The sequence below is a fragment of the Rhodococcoides kroppenstedtii genome, assembly GCF_900111805.1.
In the GTDB taxonomy this organism is placed as follows: domain Bacteria; phylum Actinomycetota; class Actinomycetes; order Mycobacteriales; family Mycobacteriaceae; genus Rhodococcoides; species Rhodococcoides kroppenstedtii.
Genome location: NZ_FOJN01000020.1, coordinates 1 through 19,511, shown reverse-complemented (window position 1 = coordinate 19,511; position 19,511 = coordinate 1). Strand labels below are relative to the sequence as shown.

Sequence of the window (19,511 nt, the reverse complement as noted above, 5' to 3'; positions counted from 1 at the left end):
ATGAAGGTGCACAAGGGCGACACGGTTCTCGTCATCTCGGGTAAGGACAAGGGCGCCAAGGGCAAGGTCATCCAGGCCTACCCGGCGACCGAGAAGGTCCTGGTCGAGGGCGTCAACCGCATCAAGAAGCACACCGCTGTCTCGGCCAACGAGCGCGGCGCGTCCTCGGGCGGCATCGTCACCCAGGAAGCTCCCATTCACGTTTCCAACGTCGCCGTCGTCGACTCGGACGGAAACCCCACCCGCGTGGGCTACCGCACCGACGAGAACGGCAAGCGCGTTCGGATTTCCCGTAAGAGCGGGAAGGACATCTGATGACGACCACCGAGAAGATCGTTCCGCGCCTCAAGACTCGCTACCGCGAGGAGATCAAGGACGCGCTGAACGCCGAGTTCCAGTACGCCAACGTCATGCAGATCCCGGGCGTGGTCAAGGTCGTCGTCAACATGGGTGTCGGCGACGCCGCCCGTGACGCGAAGCTGATTAACGGTGCGGTGGCCGACCTGGCCGCCATCACCGGTCAGAAGCCGGAGATCCGCAAGGCCCGGAAGTCCATCGCGCAGTTCAAGCTCCGCGAGGGCATGCCCATCGGTGCCCGCGTCACGCTGCGCGGCGACCGCATGTGGGAGTTCCTGGACCGCCTGACGTCCATCGCCCTGCCCCGCATCAGGGACTTCCGTGGCCTGTCGGGCACGCAGTTCGACGGCAACGGCAACTACACGTTCGGCCTGAACGAGCAGTCGATGTTCCACGAGATCGACGTCGACAAGATCGACCGCCCTCGCGGTATGGACATCACCGTCGTCACGACGGCCACCAACAACGACGAAGGCCGCGCGCTGCTCAAGCACCTCGGCTTCCCGTTCAAGGAGAACTGAGCGTATGGCTAAGAAGGCACTGGTCAACAAGGCCAACAAGAAGCCGAAGTTCGCGGTGCGCGCCTACACGCGCTGCCAGCGGTGCGGTCGCCCGCACTCGGTGTTCCGCAAGTTCGGTCTCTGCCGTATCTGCGTCCGTGAGATGGCGCACCGCGGCGAGCTGCCCGGAGTGCACAAGTCCTCCTGGTGAGACGAGCACCCTGGTGAGCTGATCACCACCCGACAGGCCCGAGCCATCACGGCTCGGGCCTGTCGGCGTGTCGGGGGCGGTGCGGCTTCCGCGACCGGCCCCAGTGCACACAGGACGCGCCGATCGCCGGAATCCCGCCCATTCGGCCGACCCGTGTGCAGACACGCAGGTCCGTTTCGCCGCACGCGTCCGTCGCGGGAGGCATAGGCTCCCGCGGCAGGGGGTTCGAACGGGGACTGCGACGTCAGGAGTCGATCATGGCGCAGGCAACGGAAGCCGCGGCGGCGGAGAAGAACCCGGAACTCGAGCGCGTCCTGGGTCCGGGTCTGCTGCTGTTGTTCATCGTCGGCGACATCCTGGGCGCGGGTGTCTACGCGGTCACCGGCGACATGATCGAGAACGTCGGCGGGATGGCGTGGTTGCCGTTCGTGCTGGCCTTCGTGGTCGCCACCCTCACGGCGTTCTCCTATCTCGAGCTCGTCTGCAAGTATCCGCAGGCCGCGGGCGCCGCGCTGTACACGCACAAGGCGTTCGGCATTCATTTCTTCACGTTCCTGGTGGCGTTCGCCGTCATCTGTTCCGGCATCACCAGCGCGTCCACTTCGTCCAACGTGGTGGCCGGCAACCTCCTCGCCGGCTTGCACGAGACGTTCTCCACCGAGGACGGCATCGGGTGGTTCGACGTGCCGACCGGCAGCACCGCGCAACTGGTGGTCGCGCTGGTCTTCATGGGACTGCTCGCGGCGATCAACCTGCGCGGTGTCGGCGAGTCGGTGAAGTTCAACGTCATCCTCACGATCATCGAGATGACGGCGCTGGCCATCGTGATCGTGATCGGGTTCGTCGCGGTGGGCAGCGGCAGCGCGGAGGGTGACATCGCGAACCTCGTCGTGTTCGAGGACCCCAACGAGAAGGGCTGGTTCCTCGCCGTCACGGTGGCGACGACGATTGCGTTCTTCGCGATGGTGGGCTTCGAGGACTCGGTGAACATGGTCGAGGAGACCAAGAACCCTGAACGCATCTTCCCGAAGATGATGCTGTCGGGTCTCGGCATCGCGTGCCTGATCTACGTCCTCGTGGTGGTGGCGGTGATCGCGGTGCTGCCGCTCGACTACGACTCCGGCAGCGAGGGCATCCTGCTGCACGTGGTGCGACTCGGGGCGCCGGGGCTGCCGATCGACGAGATCTTCCCGTACCTCACGGTGTTCGCCGTCGCCAACACCGCCCTGATCAACATGCTCATGGCGAGCCGCCTCATCTACGGGCTGGGCCGTCAGCGCATCCTGCCGAAGACGCTCAGTTCCGTTCTGCCCGTGCGGCGTTCGCCGTGGGCCGCGATTCTGTTCTCGACCGTGCTGGCGGTCGTGCTGATCGTGGTGGTCAACCGCCTGTCCGGCAACTCGGTGGTGAGCGCGCTGTCCGGGACGACCGGGCTGCTGCTGCTCGCCGTGTTCGCGGTGGTCAACGTGGCGTGCCTGGTGCTCAAGCGACGACACCCGTCGAACGGTTTCACCGCGCCCGTCGCCGTGCCGGTCGTCGGCGCGGTGATGTGCCTGTTTCTGGTGGGGCCGTGGGCGCGGACCGACGCGCAGATGATCCAGTACCGCATCGCCGGCGCGATGCTGCTGCTCGGCGTGGTGCTGTGGGTGATCACGCACTTCGTCAACAAGGCGACGATGGGCAAGTCGCGCTTCGTCGACGTCGACCGCCTGACGTACGACGAGCAGGCGAACCTCGGCGACCGCGTGCGCGACCGCGGGGACGACTACTAGGCGACGCCCTCCCGGCGCGACTCCGACGGAACATGAGCCCCGACCCGCAGCGCGGATCGGGGCTCGTGTGACGAGGTGCGGGTGTCAGCTCTCGAACAGGTCCGTCGGGAGCGAGCCGCCACCGGGGACGGGCGGGACGACGGGGGGAAGCTCGCCCTCGGCGAGGACGGTGGTGGGCAGCGAGACGAGACTGTCGACCGGGGTTCCACCGTCGTTGCAGGTGGCGGAGACGGTGTAGACGTCGCCGGGTTCGAACCCGTCGATGACGATCGTTCCGACGGCGGGGAAGCCCGGCAGCGGAAGGACCGGGCCGGTCAGCGTTCCGGTCTCGGACGCCGTGTTCTCCACGTTTCCTACCTCGGTGGCGGTCACGGTGCACGTGACCTTCCCGGAGAAGGTGAGGCCGGGGTTCGCCGTGACCAGGGTGCTGATCGACTCTTCGCCGGGGGTGGGGAGGGCCACCACGGTGAGGACGGCCGCGGACGCGGTCCCGGAGGTGGCGAGAACGCCGGCGGCGGCTGCGGCGACGACGATTCCGGCGCGGCCGAGTGTGCGCGAACGAACTGTCATGCTGTGCTCCATCACGTGAGAGGGGGTCGAGCATTGGCCCGCCCACCGTAAAACGAACCGGACATTCCGCACGTAACGAATGGCGAACAATGGCTCGGTCGGCGCCGCCGGGAGCGGCCGCAGGTCCTCCCACCTGCACCGATTTGGTCTCACCGGGTCTCGACCGTAGACTGGTGGGGTTGCCCGGGTACCGTCATGCCTGCAGACGACCCGTGTGACCAGGGTTTTCGTGCCACATGATGCTCGAAACACCCACCAGTGCCTGCAGATTCGACCGCTCGCACTGGCGGGAGCGCAACCCCTGACCGGCAACAGTCGGTCAGGACGGAACACTTCGCAATAGGCCCACGGCGGGACGAGCCAGGCCCCACTTCGGTGCGGCACCAGCTCGCTCGTGCTGCATGGGAACCGCTGCGAGAAAGGGCCATGAACTCTGTCATGACCATGACCGACCCGATCGCAGACTTCTTGACGCGTCTGCGCAACGCCAACTCGGCGTACCACGATCAGGTGAAGCTGCCGCACTCGAAGATCAAGGCGAACATCGCCGAGATCCTCAAGCGCGAGGGCTACATCTCCGACTACCGCTCCGAGGACGCCGAGGTGGGCAAGACCCTCATCGTCGATCTGAAGTACGGCCCCAGCCGCGAGCGCAGCCTCGCCGGCGTGCGCCGGGTCTCCAAGCCCGGTCTGCGCGTGTATGCAAAGTCCACCAATCTGCCCAAGGTCCTGGGCGGCCTGGGCGTGGCGATCATCTCCACGTCCACCGGTCTGCTCACCGATCGCCAGGCGGCAACTCAGGGCGTCGGCGGCGAAGTCCTCGCCTACGTCTGGTAAGGGAGGCCACCACAATGTCGCGTATCGGAAAGCTTCCGGTGACGGTTCCGGCCGGTGTCGATGTCACCATCGACGGCCAGGACGTCACGGTCAAGGGTCCCAAGGGCACCTTGTCTCTCACCATCGCCGAGCCCATCGCCGTCGCGAAGAACGACGACGGTTCGATCTCGGTGACTCGGCCCGACGACGAGCGTCGTAGCCGTTCCCTGCACGGCCTCTCGCGCACTCTCGTCGCGAACCTCATCACGGGTGTGACCACCGGTTACACGACCAAGATGGAGATTCACGGCGTCGGTTACCGCGTGGCCCTGAAGGGCAACGACCTCGAGTTCGCGCTCGGCTTCAGCCACCCTGTGCCGATCCCGGCGCCGGAGGGCATCACCTTCGCGGTCGAGACCCCCACCCGGTTCTCCGTCTCGGGTATCGACAAGCAGAAGGTCGGCCAGATCTCTGCCAACATCCGCCGTCTCCGCCGTCCCGACCCGTACAAGGGCAAGGGCGTTCGGTACGAGGGTGAGCAGATCCGCCGCAAGGTCGGAAAGACAGGTAAGTGATGAGCAACACCGCAGCCAAGCAGGGTTCCGAGGCGAACCCGAAGCGCATCCCGCTGGGCAAGGACGTCTCGACGCGTCGTCGTCTCTCGAAGACCCGTCGCCACTTCCGCCTCCGCAAGAAGGTCTCCGGCACCGCCGAGCGTCCCCGTCTCGTCGTCAACCGCAGCTCGCGTCATCTCCACGCGCAACTGGTGGACGACCTGACCGGTCGCACCCTGGCCGCCGCGTCGTCCATCGAGGCCGACGTGCGTGCGCTGGACGGCGACAAGAAGGCGCGTGGCGCCAAGGTCGGCTCCCTCATCGCCGAGCGTGCCAAGGCCGCCGGCATCGAGGCCGCGGTCTTCGACCGTGGTGGCCACGACTACGCGGGTCGCATCGCGGCCCTCGCGGACGCAGCTCGCGAAGGCGGGTTGAAGTTCTGATGCCCACTACGAACACGATCCAGTTCATCGACGGAAGGACAGCCTGATGCCGGGACGTCAACGGCGTGACGGCGGAAACGGCCCCGCCGGACAGAATGGACCCAACACCGGAGGCGACAACCGCGGAGACAACCGCGGCGGTCGCGATCGCCGGGACAACCGCGGCGGCAACGCCCCGGAGAAGAACAACCTCGAGCGCGTGGTCGCGATCAACCGCGTCTCCAAGGTCGTGAAGGGTGGTCGTCGCTTCAGCTTCACCGCCCTCGTGATCGTCGGTGACGGCAACGGTCTGGTCGGCGTCGGCTACGGCAAGGCCAAGGAAGTTCCCGCCGCCATTCAGAAGGGCGTCGAGGAGGCTCGCAAGGGCTTCTTCCGCGTTCCGCTGATCGGTAGCACGATCACGCACCCCGTCCAGGGTGAGGCTGCGGCCGGTGTGGTCATGCTGCGCCCGGCCAGCCCCGGTACCGGTGTCATCGCCGGTGGCGCGGTGCGTGCCGTGCTCGAGTGCGCCGGCGTCCACGACATCCTCGCGAAGTCGCTCGGCAGCGACAACGCGATCAACGTCGTGCACGCCACCGTTGCAGCTCTCAAGGGTCTGCAGCGTCCGGAAGAGGTCGCGGCTCGCCGTGGTCTGCCGATCGAGGACGTCGCTCCCGCCGGCATGCTGCGCGCACGCGCCCAGGCAGCAGCAGGGAGTGCCGATCGTGGCTGACCTCAAAGTGACCCAGATCAAGAGCACCATCGGTCAGAAGCAGAACCAGCGCAACAGCCTGCGGACGCTGGGCCTCAAGGGAATCCGCCAGTCGGTGGTTCGTGAGGACACGCCGCAGACGCGTGGTCTGATCAACGTGGTGCGTCACCTCGTGACAGTGGAAGAGGTCTGACCATGACCATCAAACTGCACCACCTCCGCCCCGCCCCCGGCTCGAAGAGCGCGAAGATCCGCGTCGGCCGTGGTGAGGGTGGCAAGCGTGGCAAGACGGCCGGTCGCGGAACCAAGGGCACGGGCGCTCGCAAGAACGTCTCGCCCGGCTTCGAGGGCGGCCAGATGCCGATCCACATGCGCCTGCCGAAGCTCAAGGGCTTCACCAACCGCAACCGTGTCGAGTACCAGGTGGTCAACCTGGGCGACATCGAGCGGCTGTTCCCCCAGGGTGGCGAGATCTCCAAGGACGATCTCGTGGCCAAGGGCGCTGTGCGCAAGAACCGCCTCGTGAAGATCCTGGGCGACGGCGACCTGTCGGTGAAGGTGTCCATCACCGCCGACAAGTTCACCGGCTCCGCCAAGGAGAAGATCGCTGCAGCCGGCGGGTCCGCCACCGAGCTGTGATCGATCGGTGCCTCGCCCCCGCCCGGAGGCGAGGCACCGGCGTTCGTTCGACCGATGGCCGTGGTACGCGAGTCGTGCTGCGGCCATCGGTCTGAGCGCCGCTGTTAGAGTTCGACGGGGTGCCCTCGCGGCACCCCGACCAGTTCGTGCCAGTAACCCGCCTTTGGAGGATCGTTGCTTTCCGCCTTCGTGTCGGCCCTCAGGACTCCTGACCTGAGACGGAAGATCCTCTTCACCCTCGGTCTCGTCGCGCTCTACCGCTTCGGTGCGACCCTGCCCTCTCCCGGCGTCGACTACGGCAACGTCCGCCAGTGCATCGACCAGGTCTCCGGCGGCGACTCCGCCGGCATCTACTCGCTGATCAACCTGTTCTCCGGCGGCGCGCTCCTGCAGCTGTCGGTCTTCGCGATCGGCATCATGCCGTTCATCACCGCGAGCATCATCGTCCAGCTCCTCACCGTCGTCATCCCGCGGTTCGAGGAACTCCGCAAGGAGGGCCAGGCCGGCCAGGCGAAGATGACGCAGTACACCCGCTATCTCTCCATCGCACTCGCCGTGCTCCAGGCCACCGGCCTCGTCGCGCTCGCGTCGCGCGGGCAGCTGCTCCAGGGCTGCAACCTCGACATCATCGCGGACACGTCCATCTTCGGGTTGGTCACCATCGTGCTGGTCATGACGGCCGGCGCCGCCCTGGTCATGTGGTTCGGCGAGCTCATCACCGAGCGCGGTGTCGGCAACGGCATGTCGCTGCTCATCTTCGCCGGCATCGCCTCGCGCATCCCGTCCGAGGGCAAGGCCATTCTCGACAGCCGCGGTGGGCTCGTCTTCGCCCTCGTGTGCGTCGCCGCCCTCGCCATCATCATCGGCGTCGTCTTCGTCGAGCAGGGTCAGCGCCGAATCCCGGTGCAGTACGCCAAGCGCATGGTCGGTCGCCGCATGTACGGCGGATCGTCGACGTACCTCCCGCTGAAGGTCAACCAGGCCGGCGTCATCCCGGTGATCTTCGCGTCGTCGCTGCTTTACCTGCCCAACCTCATCGCCCAGCTGACCAACGCGAGCACGGCGGCGAACCCGAGCTGGTGGCAACGCGCCATCAACACCTATCTCGTCAATCCGGCCAACCCGGTCTACATCGCGATCTACTTCGGCCTGATCGTGTTCTTCACGTACTTCTACGTCGCCATCACCTTCAACCCCGAAGAGCGTGCCGACGAGATGAAGAAGTACGGCGGCTTCATCCCGGGCATCCGGCCGGGACGCCCCACGGCCGACTATCTGCAGTTCGTTCTCAGCCGCATCACGCTGCCCGGTGCCATCTACCTCGGCACCATCGCCGTTCTGCCCAACCTGTTCCTCGACATCGGTAACTCCGGCGGCGCGCAGAACCTGCCGTTCGGCGGCACCGCGGTGCTCATCATGGTGAGCGTCGGCCTCGACACGGTGAAGCAGATCGAAAGCCAACTGATGCAGCGCAACTACGAAGGGTTCCTCAAGTGAGACTCGTCCTCCTCGGTCCTCCCGGAGCCGGCAAAGGCACGCAGGCGACGCTGCTGAGCGAGAAGCTCGGCATTCCGCACGTGTCCACCGGCGATCTGTTCCGGGCGAACATCGGACAGCAGACGCCCCTCGGCATCGAGGCGAAGAAGTACCTCGACGCCGGTGATCTGGTGCCGAGCACACTGACCGTGGACATGGTGCGCGACCGTCTCGCCGAGCCCGACGCCACCGGCGGCTTCATTCTCGACGGATTCCCCCGCTCGGTGGACCAGGCCGACTCGCTCGGCACCATTCTCGAGGACATGGGCACCCGGCTCGACGCCGTCGTCTCCTTCGTCATCGACGAGGACGTCGTGGTCGAGCGGATGCTCGCGCGCGGCCGCGAGGACGACAAGGAAGACGTCATCCGCAACCGGATGAAGGTCTACCGCGACGAGACCGCGCCCCTGCTCGAGTACTACAAGGGTCATGGTCGACTCGTGACCGTCGACGCCGTCGGCGAGGTCGAGGACGTCAACGCGAAGGTCATCGACGCTATCCAGGGCGACTCCTGACCCATGGCCTTCGGACGCAAGCGCAAGGTGGTCCCGTTCCGCAGCGCCGGTGAGCTCGACGCCATGGCTGCGGCCGGGGCCGTCGTGGGCGCCGCGCTGGTCGCCGTCCGGGAGGCTGCGAAGCCCGGCGTGTCCACGCTCGAACTGGACGCCATCGCCGAGGCCGTGATCCGCGACGCCGGCGCCGTGCCGTCGTTCCTCGGGTACCACGGCTTCACCGGCAGCATCTGCAGCTCGGTGAACGACCGCGTGGTCCACGGCATCCCGTCGACCGACGACGTGCTCGCCGAGGGCGATCTGGTGTCCATCGACTGCGGCGCGGTGCTCGACGGCTGGCACGGCGATTCCGCGTGGACGTTCGGCGTCGGCACGCTGTCCGACGCGGACGCCGATCTGAGCGAAGCCACCCGACTGTCCATGGAGGCAGGCATCGCCGCGATGCTGCCCGGCAACCGGCTGACGGACGTCTCGCACGCCATCGAGCAGGGCACCTATGCTGCCGAGAAGGCACACGGGCGCAAGTACGGCATCGTGGACGGCTACGGCGGCCACGGCATCGGACAGCAGATGCACATGGACCCGTTCCTGGCCAACGAAGGTGCGCCCGGCAAGGGGCCCGAGCTGGTGGTCGGGTCCACGCTCGCCATCGAGCCCATGCTCACCCTCGGCACCCACGAGACGCGCGTGCTCGACGACGACTGGACGGTCGTCACCACCGACGGCTCCCGCGCCGCGCACTGGGAACACACCGTGGCCGTGACCGAGGACGGGCCGAGGATTCTCACCCTCCGGCCCTGACCCCGGTCCGTTCGCTCCGCTCACGCCCAGTAGCCGATGTGGGCGTTCGCTCCACTCACGCCCAGTGACTCGCGGGGACCCGCTCGCTCTCCTTCGGTTCCCCCGGCGGCGTGCCGTCCCCGAACGGACGCCCGCCGAGCGCCTCGCGGCCGTGCGGGGAGAGCCAGCTGGACACGTCGGGACCCTTGGGCACGATGCCGGTGGGATTGATGTCGGTGTGCACCTCGTAGTAGTGCGACTTGATGTGCACGAAGTCGGTGGTGTCCCCGAAGCCCGGCGTCTGGAACAGATCGCGCGCGTAGGCCCACAGCACCGGCATCTCCGAGAGCTTGCTGCGGTTGCACTTGAAGTGGCCGTGGTAGACGGGGTCGAAGCGCGCCAGGGTGGTGAAGAGACGCACGTCGGCCTCGGTAATGGTGTCGCCCACCAGGAACCGTTGGTTCTCGAGCCGGTCGCTCAACCAGTCGAGGCGCGCGAAGAGCGCGTCGTACGCCTCCTCGTACGCGTCCTGGGATCCGGCGAACCCGCACTTGTACACACCGTTGTTGACGTCGTGGAAGATCTTCTCCGCGACGTCGTCGATCTCGTCGCGCAGCGGCTCGGGGTAGAGGTCGGGTGCGCCCTCGCGGTGATACTGCGTCCACTCGGTGGAGAAGTCGAGCGTCATCTGGGGGTAGTCGTTGGTCACCACCTTGCCGGTCGAGATCTCGACGACCGCCGGCACGGTGATGCCGCGTGAGTAGTTCGGGTCGCGCGCGAAGAACGCGTCCTGCAGGCGTGGGATCTGCAGAACGGGATCGATGCCACCGGGATCGAGATCGAAGGTCCAGCTGCGCTTGTCGTGGGTGGGGCCGCAGATGCCCATCGACAGCGCGTCCTCGAGACCCAGCAGGCGCCGCACGATGATGGCGCGATTGGCCCACGGGCACGCGCGGGCGACCACCAGTCGGTACCGACCGGCCTCGACCGGAAACCCGTCGCGACCGTCCGCGGTGATCCGCGTCTCGATGTAGTTGGTGTCCCGCTCGAACCCGCCGGCCTCCACGTAGGACCCGGACTCGCCGGACGACTGCTCACTGTCGCTCATGGCGGTAACTTACCCGGGCGCAGGCAAATCCATCGCGATGGCGACGCCGAGTTCGGTGAATCCGAGGGAACGTCCGAACAGTCGGGCCCCGGCATCGTCCATCGCCACGCGTAGTTGCGGGATCAGACCGGAATCGATGGCGTCGTTGGTCGCCAGCCGAGCAGACGTCTTGCCGTAGCCGCGGCGACGATGCGAGGGCACGGTGACCGCGACGGTGTCGGCCAGGAAACCCTGCCATTCGACGTAGCCCGCCGCCGAGACGGGGACGGCGTCGGCCTCGCCCGCCGAGTCGTCGAAGACGGTGACCCAGGTGGTGGCGTCGGCGGCGCGGGCCGCGACGGCGTCGTCGGGCGGGGTGGTCGACAGCACCCGTTCCGCGTCGCGACGGGAGTGCGACAGCAGCGGATTTTGGGCGCCGACGTCGGTGCGGACGTCGTCGAGGTACGCCAGGACCACCGGTCCCGAACACCGTCCGCGACGCGGCCCGACGACGTCCGCGAGGCCGTCGCGGGTGACGAGGACGTCGGCCGGCACGCCGTCCGCGCGCTCGAGCACGTCCGACGGGCCCACCAGGACGGCGTGGCCGTCGAGGACGACGAAGCGGACGCAGCGGGCGGTGTCGTCGACGAGGAGGGTCCGGTCGGCGGGCAGGCCGGAGGCCGGTCGGGATTCGGCGGGCAGGCCGGAGGCCGGTCGGAAGTCGGCGGGCAGGCCGGAGGCCGGTCGGTAGTCGGCGGGAAGGCCGGAGGCCGGTCGGGAATCGGCGGGCAGGCCGAAGGCCGGTCGGAAGTCGGCGGGCAGGCCGGAGGCCGGTCGGAAACTACTGTCCGGCAGGCCGAGGTCCCGTGCCCAGGCGAGGCGCACGATGTCGATCTGGTGGCTGTTCATCGGGTTCCACGGTAGTGCGAGAGGCGGGGTCGCACCGTCCTGACCATATGGCATGCTCCGATTCATGACGGAACCCACCGACGCCGCTCATCCTCTTCGTCTCGAGCGCACGACCACCGAGGCCGGAGCCGAGGTGGCGGTGCTGACGCTGCAGAACGGCGCCTTGAACCTCTTCGATCAGCCGATGTTCGACGCGATCGAGGCGGCGGTGGCGGATCTGGTGGCGTCGCCGCCGCGCGGGGTGCTGCTGCGGGCGGAGGGGAAGGTGGTCTCCGGCGGGGTCGACGTCCACGTCTTCGACGGGTTGTCGGCAGCCGAGGGCGCGCAGTTGTGGCAGGGCCTGTTCGACCGGGTCGCGCATCCGCTCGAGGACCTTCCGTGCCCGGTGATCTTCGCGGCGCACGGGTTGACGCTGACGGCGGCGCTGGAGATCGCGTTGGCGTGCGACATCATCCTGGCCACGCCGCGGGCGAAGTTCGGACTGGTGGAGACGGTGGTGGGGTTGACGCCGTCGATGGGTGGCCCGCAGCGCATGGCGGAACGTGCCGGCAGTGGCCGTGCGCGGGAATTCGTGATGACCGGGGATCTCTACTCGGCGGAGACGCTGCGCGAGTGGGGTGTGGTGAACCAGGTCCACGAGGATCTGGACGAGGCGGCGACGGCGCTGCTCCACCGTCTGGCCGACGGCCCCACGCGGGCCCATGCGGCGACCAAGCAGATCGTCGGTGCGTGGCGTTCCGGCGGTGTGCGCCATGCGGATTCGATCACGCCGGAGGTGTCCGGCGCGTTGTTCGAGACCGACGATCTGCGCGGGGCGGTCCGGAGCTTCCTCGACGTCGGCCCGGGAAAGGCCACCTACACGGGACGCTGAGCGATCAGCGTGCGGCGCAGCGCCGCGAGCAGGTCGGCGTCGGCGCCGAGCCAGTCGAGGTAGTTGTCGAACGACCCGTGCGCGGCGTCGACGGCGTCGAGCCCGGCCCGGAGGTACTCCTCCCGGACGCCGAGCAGGTCGTCCGCGATGTGCTCGGGCGGAACGCCGTGCGAGAGAACGTGATCGCGCAATGCACTCACCGCGTCGTTGCTGCGGAGATAGTCGGCGAGGATGTCCGAGTCCGTGACTCCGGCGGCGCGCAGCACCGTCGCGACGGTCCACCCGGCGCGGTCCTTGCCGGCAGCGCAGTGCACCAGCACCGTGCCCTCGCCGGCGGCGATCGTCCGCAGGACCGACCCCACCGCGACGCGGGCGCCGGGCCGGGTGGGGAACGCGCGGTAGGTGTCGAGCAGGTAGCCGCGCGCGTCGGTCACCCGACGGTCGGGTTCGTGTGGGGCCGAATCCGATTCGGCCGGAGCTGCAGCCGATTCGGCCGGGGCTGCAGTGGATTCGGCCGGCGCCGGACCGGTGTCGGGCTCGACCACCACCGCGTCGACGAAGGGAACGGCGTGCACCCGCACCGTCGGCGGGGTGCGGTCGCTGCCGAAGCGTTCCACCTCCGGCCGCCCGCGAAAGTCGAAGACGTCACGCACGCCCAGCCGATCCAAGCCGGCACGTCCGGCGTCGGTCAGGCGAGTCAGTTCCGAGGAACGCAGGAGCACGCCGGGTCGGGTGGTGCCGCCGTCGTCGGCGCGCAATCCGCCCACGTCGCGGACGTTCCAGGCGCCGTGGAGCAGAGTTGCCGCAGTGTCGGTCACCGCTCGACCCTAATCGGGCCGGTCCTCACGACCGGGGTCAGGCCGGGCTGCTCACGCTCGCGAGATGGGCGGCGACGAGGGGACCCACCTCGGCCAGGGCCTCGCTCGACATGAGCTCGCCGTGCCGGAAGGACACCTCCGCCGTCCGGAGGTGGCCGGTGCACCAGGTGCTCCAGAACTCGGAGGACCGCATCAGTTCGGCCGCGGTCACGGTCGAGTCGATCAGGAGGACGTCGGCGTCGATCGTCGGCGGAACGTGGGTGTCCACGAGTTCGTAGACGCGCAGCATCGCGGCGGTCACCAACCGCGCCTGCGCGTCGGTGAGGGGGAGTTGGTCCCCGCCGAGACTGCTCCACACCGACCCCAGCTCGTCCGGACCGAGCGTGGCCGCGTCGGCAGGACGACGATCCGGGTCGCCGAACAGGGCGGCGTTCTGCTCGCGCTTGACGGTGCTGTCCGGGTCCAGGCTGTGCACGGGGTCGAGCAGGATCACCGAGGCGACCTCGAACCCCCGCTGGGCCATGGCGTCGGCGATCGCGTGGGCGAGGACGCCGCCGACCGACCACCCCAGAAGGTGGTAGGGCCCGCGGGGATCGACGGCGACGATCTCGTCGACGTAGCGGTTCACCAGCTCGGCCATCGTCACCGGCAGGAAGTCCGGATCGGTGAGGGCCGGCGTCTGCACACCCCACACCGTCGCGCGCGGGTCGAGGTACCGACTCAGCTCCAGGTAGGGCCAGGCCAGGCCCATCATCGGGTGGATGCAGAACACCGCGGGCGATCCGTCGCCGTCCGCGAGACGCACCACGACGTCGGTGGGGTCGGCGAGGTCGTCGATCGTGGCGAGCAGGGCATCGACGACGCTCGGGCGACCGGCCGACGACGGTGTCTCGCGCGCTGCGAGCCGGTGCAGCAGATCGAGGTGGGTGACCGTGACGGGCATCGTCGTCACCCCCGGTCGGTGTGCGACGACGGCGGGCGCGTCGGGGCGGAGTGGGGCGACGCGGTCGGCGTCGGTCAGCGGACCTCGTCGGCGGCGGGCGAGCGATTCCTCCAGTTCTCGGTCACCGAGCGGCAGGCGCGGGAGCCAGGGGGCCACGTCGGCGAGGTCGGCGACGTCCGCGACGGAGGTGAGAATCCATCCCGCGCGGCACGCGTCGAGGGTGGCGACCCGACGCTCTGCGACGTCGTCGGAGTCGAGGACGGTCACGGCGGCGCCCGATTCCGTCGCCGCCCAGATTCCCAGGATTCGATCGAGTTCGGACCGCATCGCGACCGCGACGACGGCGCCGGGACCTGCTCCGCACGCGGCCAGTTCTGCGGCGATGCGATGGGCACGTTCTGCGAAGGGAGCGTGGCCTGCGTCGCCGAGAACGTGCAGAAGGTGGTCGGGCAGAGTCGTCGCTCGTGCTGCGGGCGTGAGGTCGGGTTCCGTGGGTGCGTGTGAGGGTGCGGGATCGGGCCGGGGCGGTGGGATGCGAGAGGGCGGCTCGGGGCGGAGCGCCGAGCGCACGGTGCCGTCGAGCAGCGCGGCCACCAGTCGGTCGCGGTGGTGGAGAGTCGGCTCGTCGCGATGGTGCCCGACGCGGGCGTTCAGGGTGTCGGTGTGGTCGACGACCATCGACAACCAAGAGGGGCCTCCAGGAGAGGTCCGGTCGGCCTCGACCGGTTCGGTCTCGACGAGAACCGACGTGGGATGACCGAGTGTCACCGCCCAGACGGACTGCAGGAGGGACGCGGGGGTGACGCCGAGGTGCGCGGCGCGCTCGGTCAGCGCGCGCGCGTCCGCCGTGTCGAGATGGATCGGAGAGGTGTCGAGGGCAGGTTCGTCGTCGGACCGGTCGTCGGCGCCGGCGAGGGTGCGCGCGAGAGTCGTCGCGTCGGCCGACGGGTGCGGTGCGGTGACCACGACGAGATGGCGGGACGCCTCCAGTCGGACGACGGCGGTCCGCGGGTGGGCGGACGGGACGACCGGTGCGGCTCGTCGGTCGTGGTTCAGGAACGCGGCGACGGCGGCGACGGGGTTAGGATCGCCGGTCGCGTCGACGGTGACGGCGAGCGTGGCGCCCAGGGCGTCGCGAATCTGGGCGAGCGTGGCGAACGGACCCGCGGAGTCCGTGGTCACCGTGAACTGGGCGATGGGGTGTGGGGGCTGCCGTTGCGCATCGTGCGCACCGCGCGCGGAGTCAGGCCCGGCCACAGGACGAACCTAGGCACTGTGTCCGTGTCGCAGGTGGTGGGAGACCGTGTTCTGGACACCTCACAAGGTCGGTCCGCTCCGATGTGGTGCCGCGTCGTGATGTCTCGGAGGTCCCCCCTTTGACAGTTGTTTACCTACAGCATCTATCTATATAGTTGCCGACAGTAAGCAACTGGAAGGGGTGAGGGCAGTGGCCGTACGCACCGACACCGCCGCATCGCTCGTGGAAGAGGTCTTCCGATTCGGCCGGGCACTGCGGGTCGCCGTGGCCCGCAGCGACGACCGACTCGAACTGGCGCCGGCGCTCGTCGGCGTCCTCGGCGCCCTCGCGACCCACGGCGAATGCCGGCAGTCCGAGCTCGCCGTGGTCATGTGCACCAGCCAGTCCGTGCTCAGCCGCCAGCTCGCCGAGCTGACCGACGCCGGACACGTCGTCCGCACACCCGATCCGGCCGACGGTCGCGCGACCCGCGTCCGCGTGTCCGATCAGGGGATCGCCTGCCTGGAGCGCATCAAGGCGCAACGGGTGCAGCGGTTGTCGGAACTGCTCGCCGACTGGGACGAAGACGACGCGCACGCGGCCCTCGAATCCATCACCCGGCTGACCACCACTTTCACCGTCGACGCGCAGTCCCGGCATTCGGGCTCCCGCGTACTCGCCGGCTGACTATCCGAGATACGACCGAAGAGAGAATTCTCATGGCTACCACCTACGACGCGCCGCCGTCCCGGGCCGAACGGGACCGTCGGACCCCCACGCCGGACTCCGCCGCCGACCCGAAGGCGATGACCCACCGCCAGATTCTCGAGGCGCTGGTCGGTCTGCTCGCGGGTCTGTTCACCGCGCTGCTCAGCACCACCATCGTCTCGACGGCGCTGCCCACCATCATCGGTGACCTGAAGGGATCGCAGACGGCGTACGCCTGGGTCATCACGACGGCTCTGCTCGCCAACGCGGCGTCCACCCCCATCTGGGGCAAGCTCGCCGACCTGTTCAACAAGAAGGTGCTGGTCCAGACCTCGCTGGTCATCTTCGTCGCCGGATCGGTCATGGCCGGGTTCGCCCACAACGTGCCGATCCTGCTCGCCGCTCGCGTGGTTCAGGGCATCGGCATGGGCGGTCTGACCGCGCTGGTCGTCGCCATCATCGGCAGCATCGTCTCCCCGCGTGAGCGCGGGCGGTACTCCGGGTACATGGGCGCCGTCATGGCCGTCTCGATGTCCGGCGGCCCGATCCTCGGCGGCGTGATCGTCGACAGCCCGCTCGGCTGGCGCTGGTGCTTCTTCGTCTGCATCCCGCTCGCGGTCATCGCGTTGTTCCTCCTGCAGCGGACCCTGCACATCACCACCGAGCGCAAGGACGACGTCTCCATCGACTGGCTCGGCGCGCTTCTCCTCACCGCCGGTGTGTCGATCCTGCTCATCTGGGTCTCGTTCGCCGGCAAGGCCGGCTACTACGAGTGGCTCTCCCGCGAGACGGCGATCTACGTCGGCTCGGGTGTGGCGCTGCTGGTGCTGACCGTCATAGTCGAGGCTCGCGTCAAGAGCCCGATCATCCCCCTGAAGATCGTCACCGAGCGCACCACCGGTCTCGCGATCATCGCGTCGGTCGCCGTCGGTGTCGGCTTGTTCGGTGCCACCACCTTCCTGGGTCAGTACTTCCAGACGGCTCGGGGCTACTCGCCGACGGCGGCCGGTCTGCTCACCATCCCGCTGGTCGCCGGCATGCTGGTGTCCTCGGTGGGCTCGGGTCAGCTGATCTCGCGCTTCGGCAAGTGGAAGCCGTTCATCGTCACCGGTTCCGTGCTCCTCGTAGTCGGCTTCGGCCTCCTCGGCAGCATCGACCACGCGACCGAGCTGTGGCTGGTCGGCATCTTCATCGCGGTCGTCGGTCTGGGCACGGGCATGCTGATGCAGAACCTGGTGCTCGCCGTGCAGAACACCGTGTCGGTGCAGAACATCGGTGCGGCGTCGTCCACGGTCGCGTTCTTCCGCACCTTCGGTGGCGCGATCGGCGTCTCCGTCCTGGGTTCGGTCCTCGCCACCCGCGTCGCCGAGAACTCCGCGTCGGGCCTGGCCGCGCTGGGTGTGCCCGCCGGGTCGTCCGGCGGCGGTGGATCGCTCGACTTCGCCTCGCTCCCGGCACCCGTCGCCGCGGTCATCCGGACCGCGTACGGCGACGCCACCGGTCGCATCTTCCTCATCGCCGGTGCGGTGGCCCTGGTGACCGTGCTTGCCGTGCTGTTCATTCCGAACCGCCCGCTGCGCACCACGATCGATCTCAAGGCCGAGTCCGCGTCCGCCGTGCAGCCCGACGCCCAGGGCACGCCCGACGTCGATGCCGTGGCAGTGCCCACGGCGACGACGGTGCGCCCCGCGCCCGACGAGGCGCTGCCCGGGGAGTCCCGTCACGACGCAGGCTCTGCGCCGTCCGGACGTCACGAGGCCGCTCCCGGCCAGGCCCCGTTCGACGGGCTGAGCACCGACGCTCGTGACCGCCTGCTGTCCCTGCTCCTGCCTCGCCCGACGGAAACGCTCGAGGCCCTCGAGGAGGCGGAGGCGCTGCGCGCCGAGGTCGCCGAATTGCAACAGCGTCTCGACGCCAAGATGCTCGGGTTCGACGCAGCGTGCGAACGACTGCGCCGGCTGGGACTCAGCGAGGACCAGATCGCCCGCGTGCTCGGCGACGTGCACGTGCCCGACGACGCCGGTCGGTACGCCACCAACTGATCGTCGCCTCGGAACGCCCCGCTCCAGCCTGTTCGGATGGAGCGGGGCGTTCTGCTGTCCCGGTTCGCGGTCGAAGTGCTGGAACGTGTCGGTGGGTCTCGATACAATCGAACACATGAGCGATCGGGGGGTCGGCGCAGCAGACGCGGCGCAGGTGGGGGGTGTGCCGTGGCCGGCGCGTGACCCTGCCGCGCTGGGCCTACCTCCGTCGTTCGACCTGCCCGTGGTCGGGCATCTCGACGCCCTGGCCGACCTCGCCGCGGGGGTCGGCTATCTGGAGTGGCGCCGCTACCGGCACGCCGCCGCCCTGCACACCGAACTGGTGATGCCGGAGGAAGACCGCGACGAGCGGGCGGTCGATGCGTTCGCCCAGTGCGCCGCCCGCATCGCCACCGCCCTGTCGGTGTCGCAGTACGTCGCCGAACGCCTCCTCGACAACGCCGTGGCCCTGCGGGACCGGCTCCCGCGGGTGTTCGAGTGCCTGCGCGACGGAGTGGTCTCCCCGACTTTCATTCGCACCATTGTCTCCCGCACCGAACTGATCCACGGTCGCCCCTACCAGGAGCAGGTGGACGCCGACATCGCTGCGGCGTTGCGTAAGCCGGGGTCGTGGTCGACGGCGCGGGTGCGGGATCTGTGCGATCAGATGGTGTACCGCCGTGATCCCGACGCCGTCCGCGAACGGCGGGAGGAAGCACTGAAAGGGCGGTGCTTCTTCACCGAGGCCGGTCTCGACGGGATGGGGACGGTGGGGGCGACGATGTCCGCCGAACGCGCCGCCGTCGTCGCCCGCGTCGTCGAACGACTGGCCGCGCAGGTCTGCAAGCACGACAGTCGCAGCACGGGTGCGCGGGCGTCGGATGCGTTGTTCGCGTTGGTCAAGCACGCCCCGTTCGGCTGCGACTGCGGCCGCCCGGAGTGTGCGTTCGCGGCGGTCGATGCGGACGAGGTCGCGTCGACCGCGGCACGAATCGTGATCCACGTGGTCACCGACACCACCACCCTCACCGGACCCGTCCCCGCAACCACCACCGCGGCCGCGAACTCCGCCGCTGCGGACCGGGCCGTCACCGACGGGGTCGCCGTCGATGAGGTCGCGCCCGAGGAGACTCCGATCGGAAAGGTCGTGGCCGAGGAGACTACGGCTTATACCGTTGCGGCCGATGCCGTTGCGGCGGAGGCGGTCTTGGCCCAGGACGTTGCTGCGGAAGCGGTCGCAACCGATGAGTCTGCGGTCGACGAGGACGCTGCGGTCGACCAGATTGCGGTCGAAGCGGCTGCTGCGGAGCCGGAGCTGGTGGACGGGGTCGGCTACATCGCCGGACTCGGCATCATCTCCGGAGCCCACGTCCGCGACCTCGCCACTGACCCCGACGCGATCATCCGCCCGTTGGGCGACGGCACCGACACCCCACTGCCGGCGACCCAACCGGCCGATCCCTACCGGCCGTCCGCGGCACTGGACACCTACATTCGCGCCCGCGACCGGTACTGCACCTGGCCCGGCTGCAACCG

22 protein-coding genes are annotated in these 19,511 nt (G+C 68.8%); 17 read left to right on the top strand and 5 right to left on the bottom strand.

All coding sequences use genetic code 11. From position 1 onward, the window contains the following. From rplX to BMZ18_RS18020, 4 genes are all read left to right on the top strand, one after another. Complete coding sequence (rplX, locus tag BMZ18_RS18035) at positions 1–315, top strand: 50S ribosomal protein L24 (RefSeq protein ID WP_068099628.1); 315 nt, start codon at positions 1–3, stop codon at positions 313–315. After that, positions 315–878: a 50S ribosomal protein L5 gene (gene rplE / locus BMZ18_RS18030; protein WP_068099629.1), complete on the top strand. Its 564-nt coding sequence runs from the start codon at positions 315–317 to the stop codon at positions 876–878. Before rplX ends, rplE begins: the two co-directional genes overlap by 1 nt. A gap of 4 nt (positions 879–882) precedes the next feature. Further along, positions 883–1,068: a type Z 30S ribosomal protein S14 gene (locus BMZ18_RS18025; protein ID WP_027504665.1), complete on the top strand. Its 186-nt coding sequence runs from the start codon at positions 883–885 to the stop codon at positions 1,066–1,068. A 257-nt stretch (positions 1,069–1,325) separates the two neighbouring features. Continuing rightward, entirely contained in the window at positions 1,326–2,840 is a 1,515-nt protein-coding gene (locus BMZ18_RS18020; RefSeq protein WP_068365796.1) for an APC family permease, read from the top strand. A gap of 84 nt (positions 2,841–2,924) precedes the next feature. Here BMZ18_RS18020 and BMZ18_RS18015 read toward each other — a convergent pair whose 3' ends face one another. Beyond that, entirely contained in the window at positions 2,925–3,410 is a 486-nt protein-coding gene (locus tag BMZ18_RS18015) for a hypothetical protein (protein WP_139204042.1), read from the bottom strand. 438 nt (positions 3,411–3,848) lie between these two features. On the opposite strand from BMZ18_RS18015, the gene rpsH reads away from it, so the two are divergent. The 9 genes from rpsH to map all read left to right on the top strand — a co-directional run bounded on the left by rpsH (position 3,849) and on the right by map (position 9,402). Continuing rightward, positions 3,849–4,247 carry a 30S ribosomal protein S8 gene (rpsH, locus tag BMZ18_RS18010; protein ID WP_068104929.1) on the top strand — a complete coding sequence of 133 codons (399 nt, stop codon included), beginning with the start codon at positions 3,849–3,851 and terminating at the stop codon, positions 4,245–4,247. A 14-nt stretch (positions 4,248–4,261) separates the two neighbouring features. After that, positions 4,262–4,801 carry a 50S ribosomal protein L6 gene (rplF, locus tag BMZ18_RS18005; protein ID WP_068099632.1) on the top strand — a complete coding sequence of 180 codons (540 nt, stop codon included), beginning with the start codon at positions 4,262–4,264 and terminating at the stop codon, positions 4,799–4,801. Beyond that, complete coding sequence (gene rplR, locus BMZ18_RS18000) at positions 4,801–5,223, top strand: 50S ribosomal protein L18 (protein WP_068099633.1); 423 nt, start codon at positions 4,801–4,803, stop codon at positions 5,221–5,223. Before rplF ends, rplR begins: the two co-directional genes overlap by 1 nt. A gap of 46 nt (positions 5,224–5,269) precedes the next feature. Further along, positions 5,270–5,935, top strand: a complete 666-nt coding sequence (rpsE, locus tag BMZ18_RS17995; protein ID WP_068099634.1) for a 30S ribosomal protein S5 — start codon at positions 5,270–5,272, stop codon at positions 5,933–5,935. Further along, on the top strand, positions 5,928–6,107 hold the full coding sequence (gene rpmD, locus BMZ18_RS17990) for a 50S ribosomal protein L30 (protein WP_068099635.1): 180 nt from the start codon (positions 5,928–5,930) through the stop codon (positions 6,105–6,107). Before rpsE ends, rpmD begins: the two co-directional genes overlap by 8 nt. Positions 6,108–6,109: 2 nt before the next feature. After that, on the top strand, positions 6,110–6,553 hold the full coding sequence (rplO, locus tag BMZ18_RS17985) for a 50S ribosomal protein L15 (protein ID WP_068099636.1): 444 nt from the start codon (positions 6,110–6,112) through the stop codon (positions 6,551–6,553). Between the two features lie 174 nt (positions 6,554–6,727). Beyond that, entirely contained in the window at positions 6,728–8,050 is a 1,323-nt protein-coding gene (gene secY / locus BMZ18_RS17980; protein ID WP_068365798.1) for a preprotein translocase subunit SecY, read from the top strand. Then, a complete protein-coding gene (locus BMZ18_RS17975; RefSeq protein WP_068099638.1) occupies positions 8,047–8,604 on the top strand; it encodes an adenylate kinase in 558 nt (185 codons plus the stop codon). The genes secY and BMZ18_RS17975 overlap by 4 nt, the downstream gene beginning before the upstream one ends. A 3-nt stretch (positions 8,605–8,607) precedes the next feature. Then, a complete protein-coding gene (gene map, locus BMZ18_RS17970; protein WP_068365799.1) occupies positions 8,608–9,402 on the top strand; it encodes a type I methionyl aminopeptidase in 795 nt (264 codons plus the stop codon). Between the two features lie 55 nt (positions 9,403–9,457). Here the strand turns inward: map and BMZ18_RS17965 are convergent, their stop codons facing one another. Next, complete coding sequence (locus BMZ18_RS17965) at positions 9,458–10,489, bottom strand: glutathione S-transferase family protein (protein WP_068365800.1); 1,032 nt, start codon at positions 10,487–10,489, stop codon at positions 9,458–9,460. Positions 10,490–10,498: 9 nt separating this feature from the next. Beyond that, complete coding sequence (locus BMZ18_RS17960; RefSeq protein ID WP_068365801.1) at positions 10,499–11,377, bottom strand: GNAT family N-acetyltransferase; 879 nt, start codon at positions 11,375–11,377, stop codon at positions 10,499–10,501. 64 nt (positions 11,378–11,441) lie between these two features. Between BMZ18_RS17960 and BMZ18_RS17955 the strand changes: the two genes are divergently transcribed. Further along, positions 11,442–12,248, top strand: coding sequence for an enoyl-CoA hydratase/isomerase family protein (locus BMZ18_RS17955; protein WP_068104932.1), 807 nt, complete (start codon positions 11,442–11,444; stop codon positions 12,246–12,248). Here BMZ18_RS17955 and BMZ18_RS17950 read toward each other — a convergent pair. Together BMZ18_RS17950 and BMZ18_RS17945 are read right to left on the bottom strand one after the other, a co-directional pair. Beyond that, positions 12,233–13,066, bottom strand: coding sequence for a tyrosine-protein phosphatase (locus tag BMZ18_RS17950; RefSeq protein ID WP_068099642.1), 834 nt, complete (start codon positions 13,064–13,066; stop codon positions 12,233–12,235). The two genes, BMZ18_RS17955 and BMZ18_RS17950, sit on opposite strands and share 16 nt — an antisense overlap. Before the next feature lie 37 nt (positions 13,067–13,103). Then, on the bottom strand, positions 13,104–15,266 hold the full coding sequence (locus BMZ18_RS17945) for a thioesterase domain-containing protein (RefSeq protein WP_139204041.1): 2,163 nt from the start codon (positions 15,264–15,266) through the stop codon (positions 13,104–13,106). Positions 15,267–15,456: 190 nt separating this feature from the next. Between BMZ18_RS17945 and BMZ18_RS17940 the strand changes: the two genes are divergently transcribed. From BMZ18_RS17940 to BMZ18_RS17930, 3 genes are all read left to right on the top strand, one after another. Then, entirely contained in the window at positions 15,457–15,933 is a 477-nt protein-coding gene (locus BMZ18_RS17940) for a MarR family winged helix-turn-helix transcriptional regulator (protein ID WP_068365803.1), read from the top strand. Between the two features lie 119 nt (positions 15,934–16,052). Next, on the top strand, positions 16,053–17,996 hold the full coding sequence (locus BMZ18_RS17935; RefSeq protein ID WP_139204043.1) for an MDR family MFS transporter: 1,944 nt from the start codon (positions 16,053–16,055) through the stop codon (positions 17,994–17,996). Between the two features lie 115 nt (positions 17,997–18,111). Next, a partial coding sequence (locus tag BMZ18_RS17930; protein WP_074922358.1) for a DUF222 domain-containing protein occupies positions 18,112–19,511 on the top strand: 1,400 nt, incomplete at its 3' end.

What these genes read in the sequence shown, in the direction of transcription:
- rplX (WP_068099628.1), top strand. Translation starts at nt 1, where the DNA reads ATGAAGGTGCACAAGGGCGACACGGTTCTCGTCATCTCGGGTAAGGAC.
- rplE (WP_068099629.1), top strand. Translation starts at nt 315, where the DNA reads ATGACGACCACCGAGAAGATCGTTCCGCGCCTCAAGACTCGCTACCGC.
- BMZ18_RS18025 (WP_027504665.1), top strand. Translation starts at nt 883, where the DNA reads ATGGCTAAGAAGGCACTGGTCAACAAGGCCAACAAGAAGCCGAAGTTC.
- BMZ18_RS18020 (WP_068365796.1), top strand. Translation starts at nt 1,326, where the DNA reads ATGGCGCAGGCAACGGAAGCCGCGGCGGCGGAGAAGAACCCGGAACTC.
- BMZ18_RS18015 (WP_139204042.1), bottom strand. Translation starts at nt 3,410, where the DNA reads ATGACAGTTCGTTCGCGCACACTCGGCCGCGCCGGAATCGTCGTCGCC.
- rpsH (WP_068104929.1), top strand. Translation starts at nt 3,849, where the DNA reads ATGACCATGACCGACCCGATCGCAGACTTCTTGACGCGTCTGCGCAAC.
- rplF (WP_068099632.1), top strand. Translation starts at nt 4,262, where the DNA reads ATGTCGCGTATCGGAAAGCTTCCGGTGACGGTTCCGGCCGGTGTCGAT.
- rplR (WP_068099633.1), top strand. Translation starts at nt 4,801, where the DNA reads ATGAGCAACACCGCAGCCAAGCAGGGTTCCGAGGCGAACCCGAAGCGC.
- rpsE (WP_068099634.1), top strand. Translation starts at nt 5,270, where the DNA reads ATGCCGGGACGTCAACGGCGTGACGGCGGAAACGGCCCCGCCGGACAG.
- rplO (WP_068099636.1), top strand. Translation starts at nt 6,110, where the DNA reads ATGACCATCAAACTGCACCACCTCCGCCCCGCCCCCGGCTCGAAGAGC.
- map (WP_068365799.1), top strand. Translation starts at nt 8,608, where the DNA reads ATGGCCTTCGGACGCAAGCGCAAGGTGGTCCCGTTCCGCAGCGCCGGT.
- BMZ18_RS17965 (WP_068365800.1), bottom strand. Translation starts at nt 10,489, where the DNA reads ATGAGCGACAGTGAGCAGTCGTCCGGCGAGTCCGGGTCCTACGTGGAG.
- BMZ18_RS17960 (WP_068365801.1), bottom strand. Translation starts at nt 11,377, where the DNA reads ATGAACAGCCACCAGATCGACATCGTGCGCCTCGCCTGGGCACGGGAC.
- BMZ18_RS17955 (WP_068104932.1), top strand. Translation starts at nt 11,442, where the DNA reads ATGACGGAACCCACCGACGCCGCTCATCCTCTTCGTCTCGAGCGCACG.
- BMZ18_RS17935 (WP_139204043.1), top strand. Translation starts at nt 16,053, where the DNA reads ATGACCCACCGCCAGATTCTCGAGGCGCTGGTCGGTCTGCTCGCGGGT.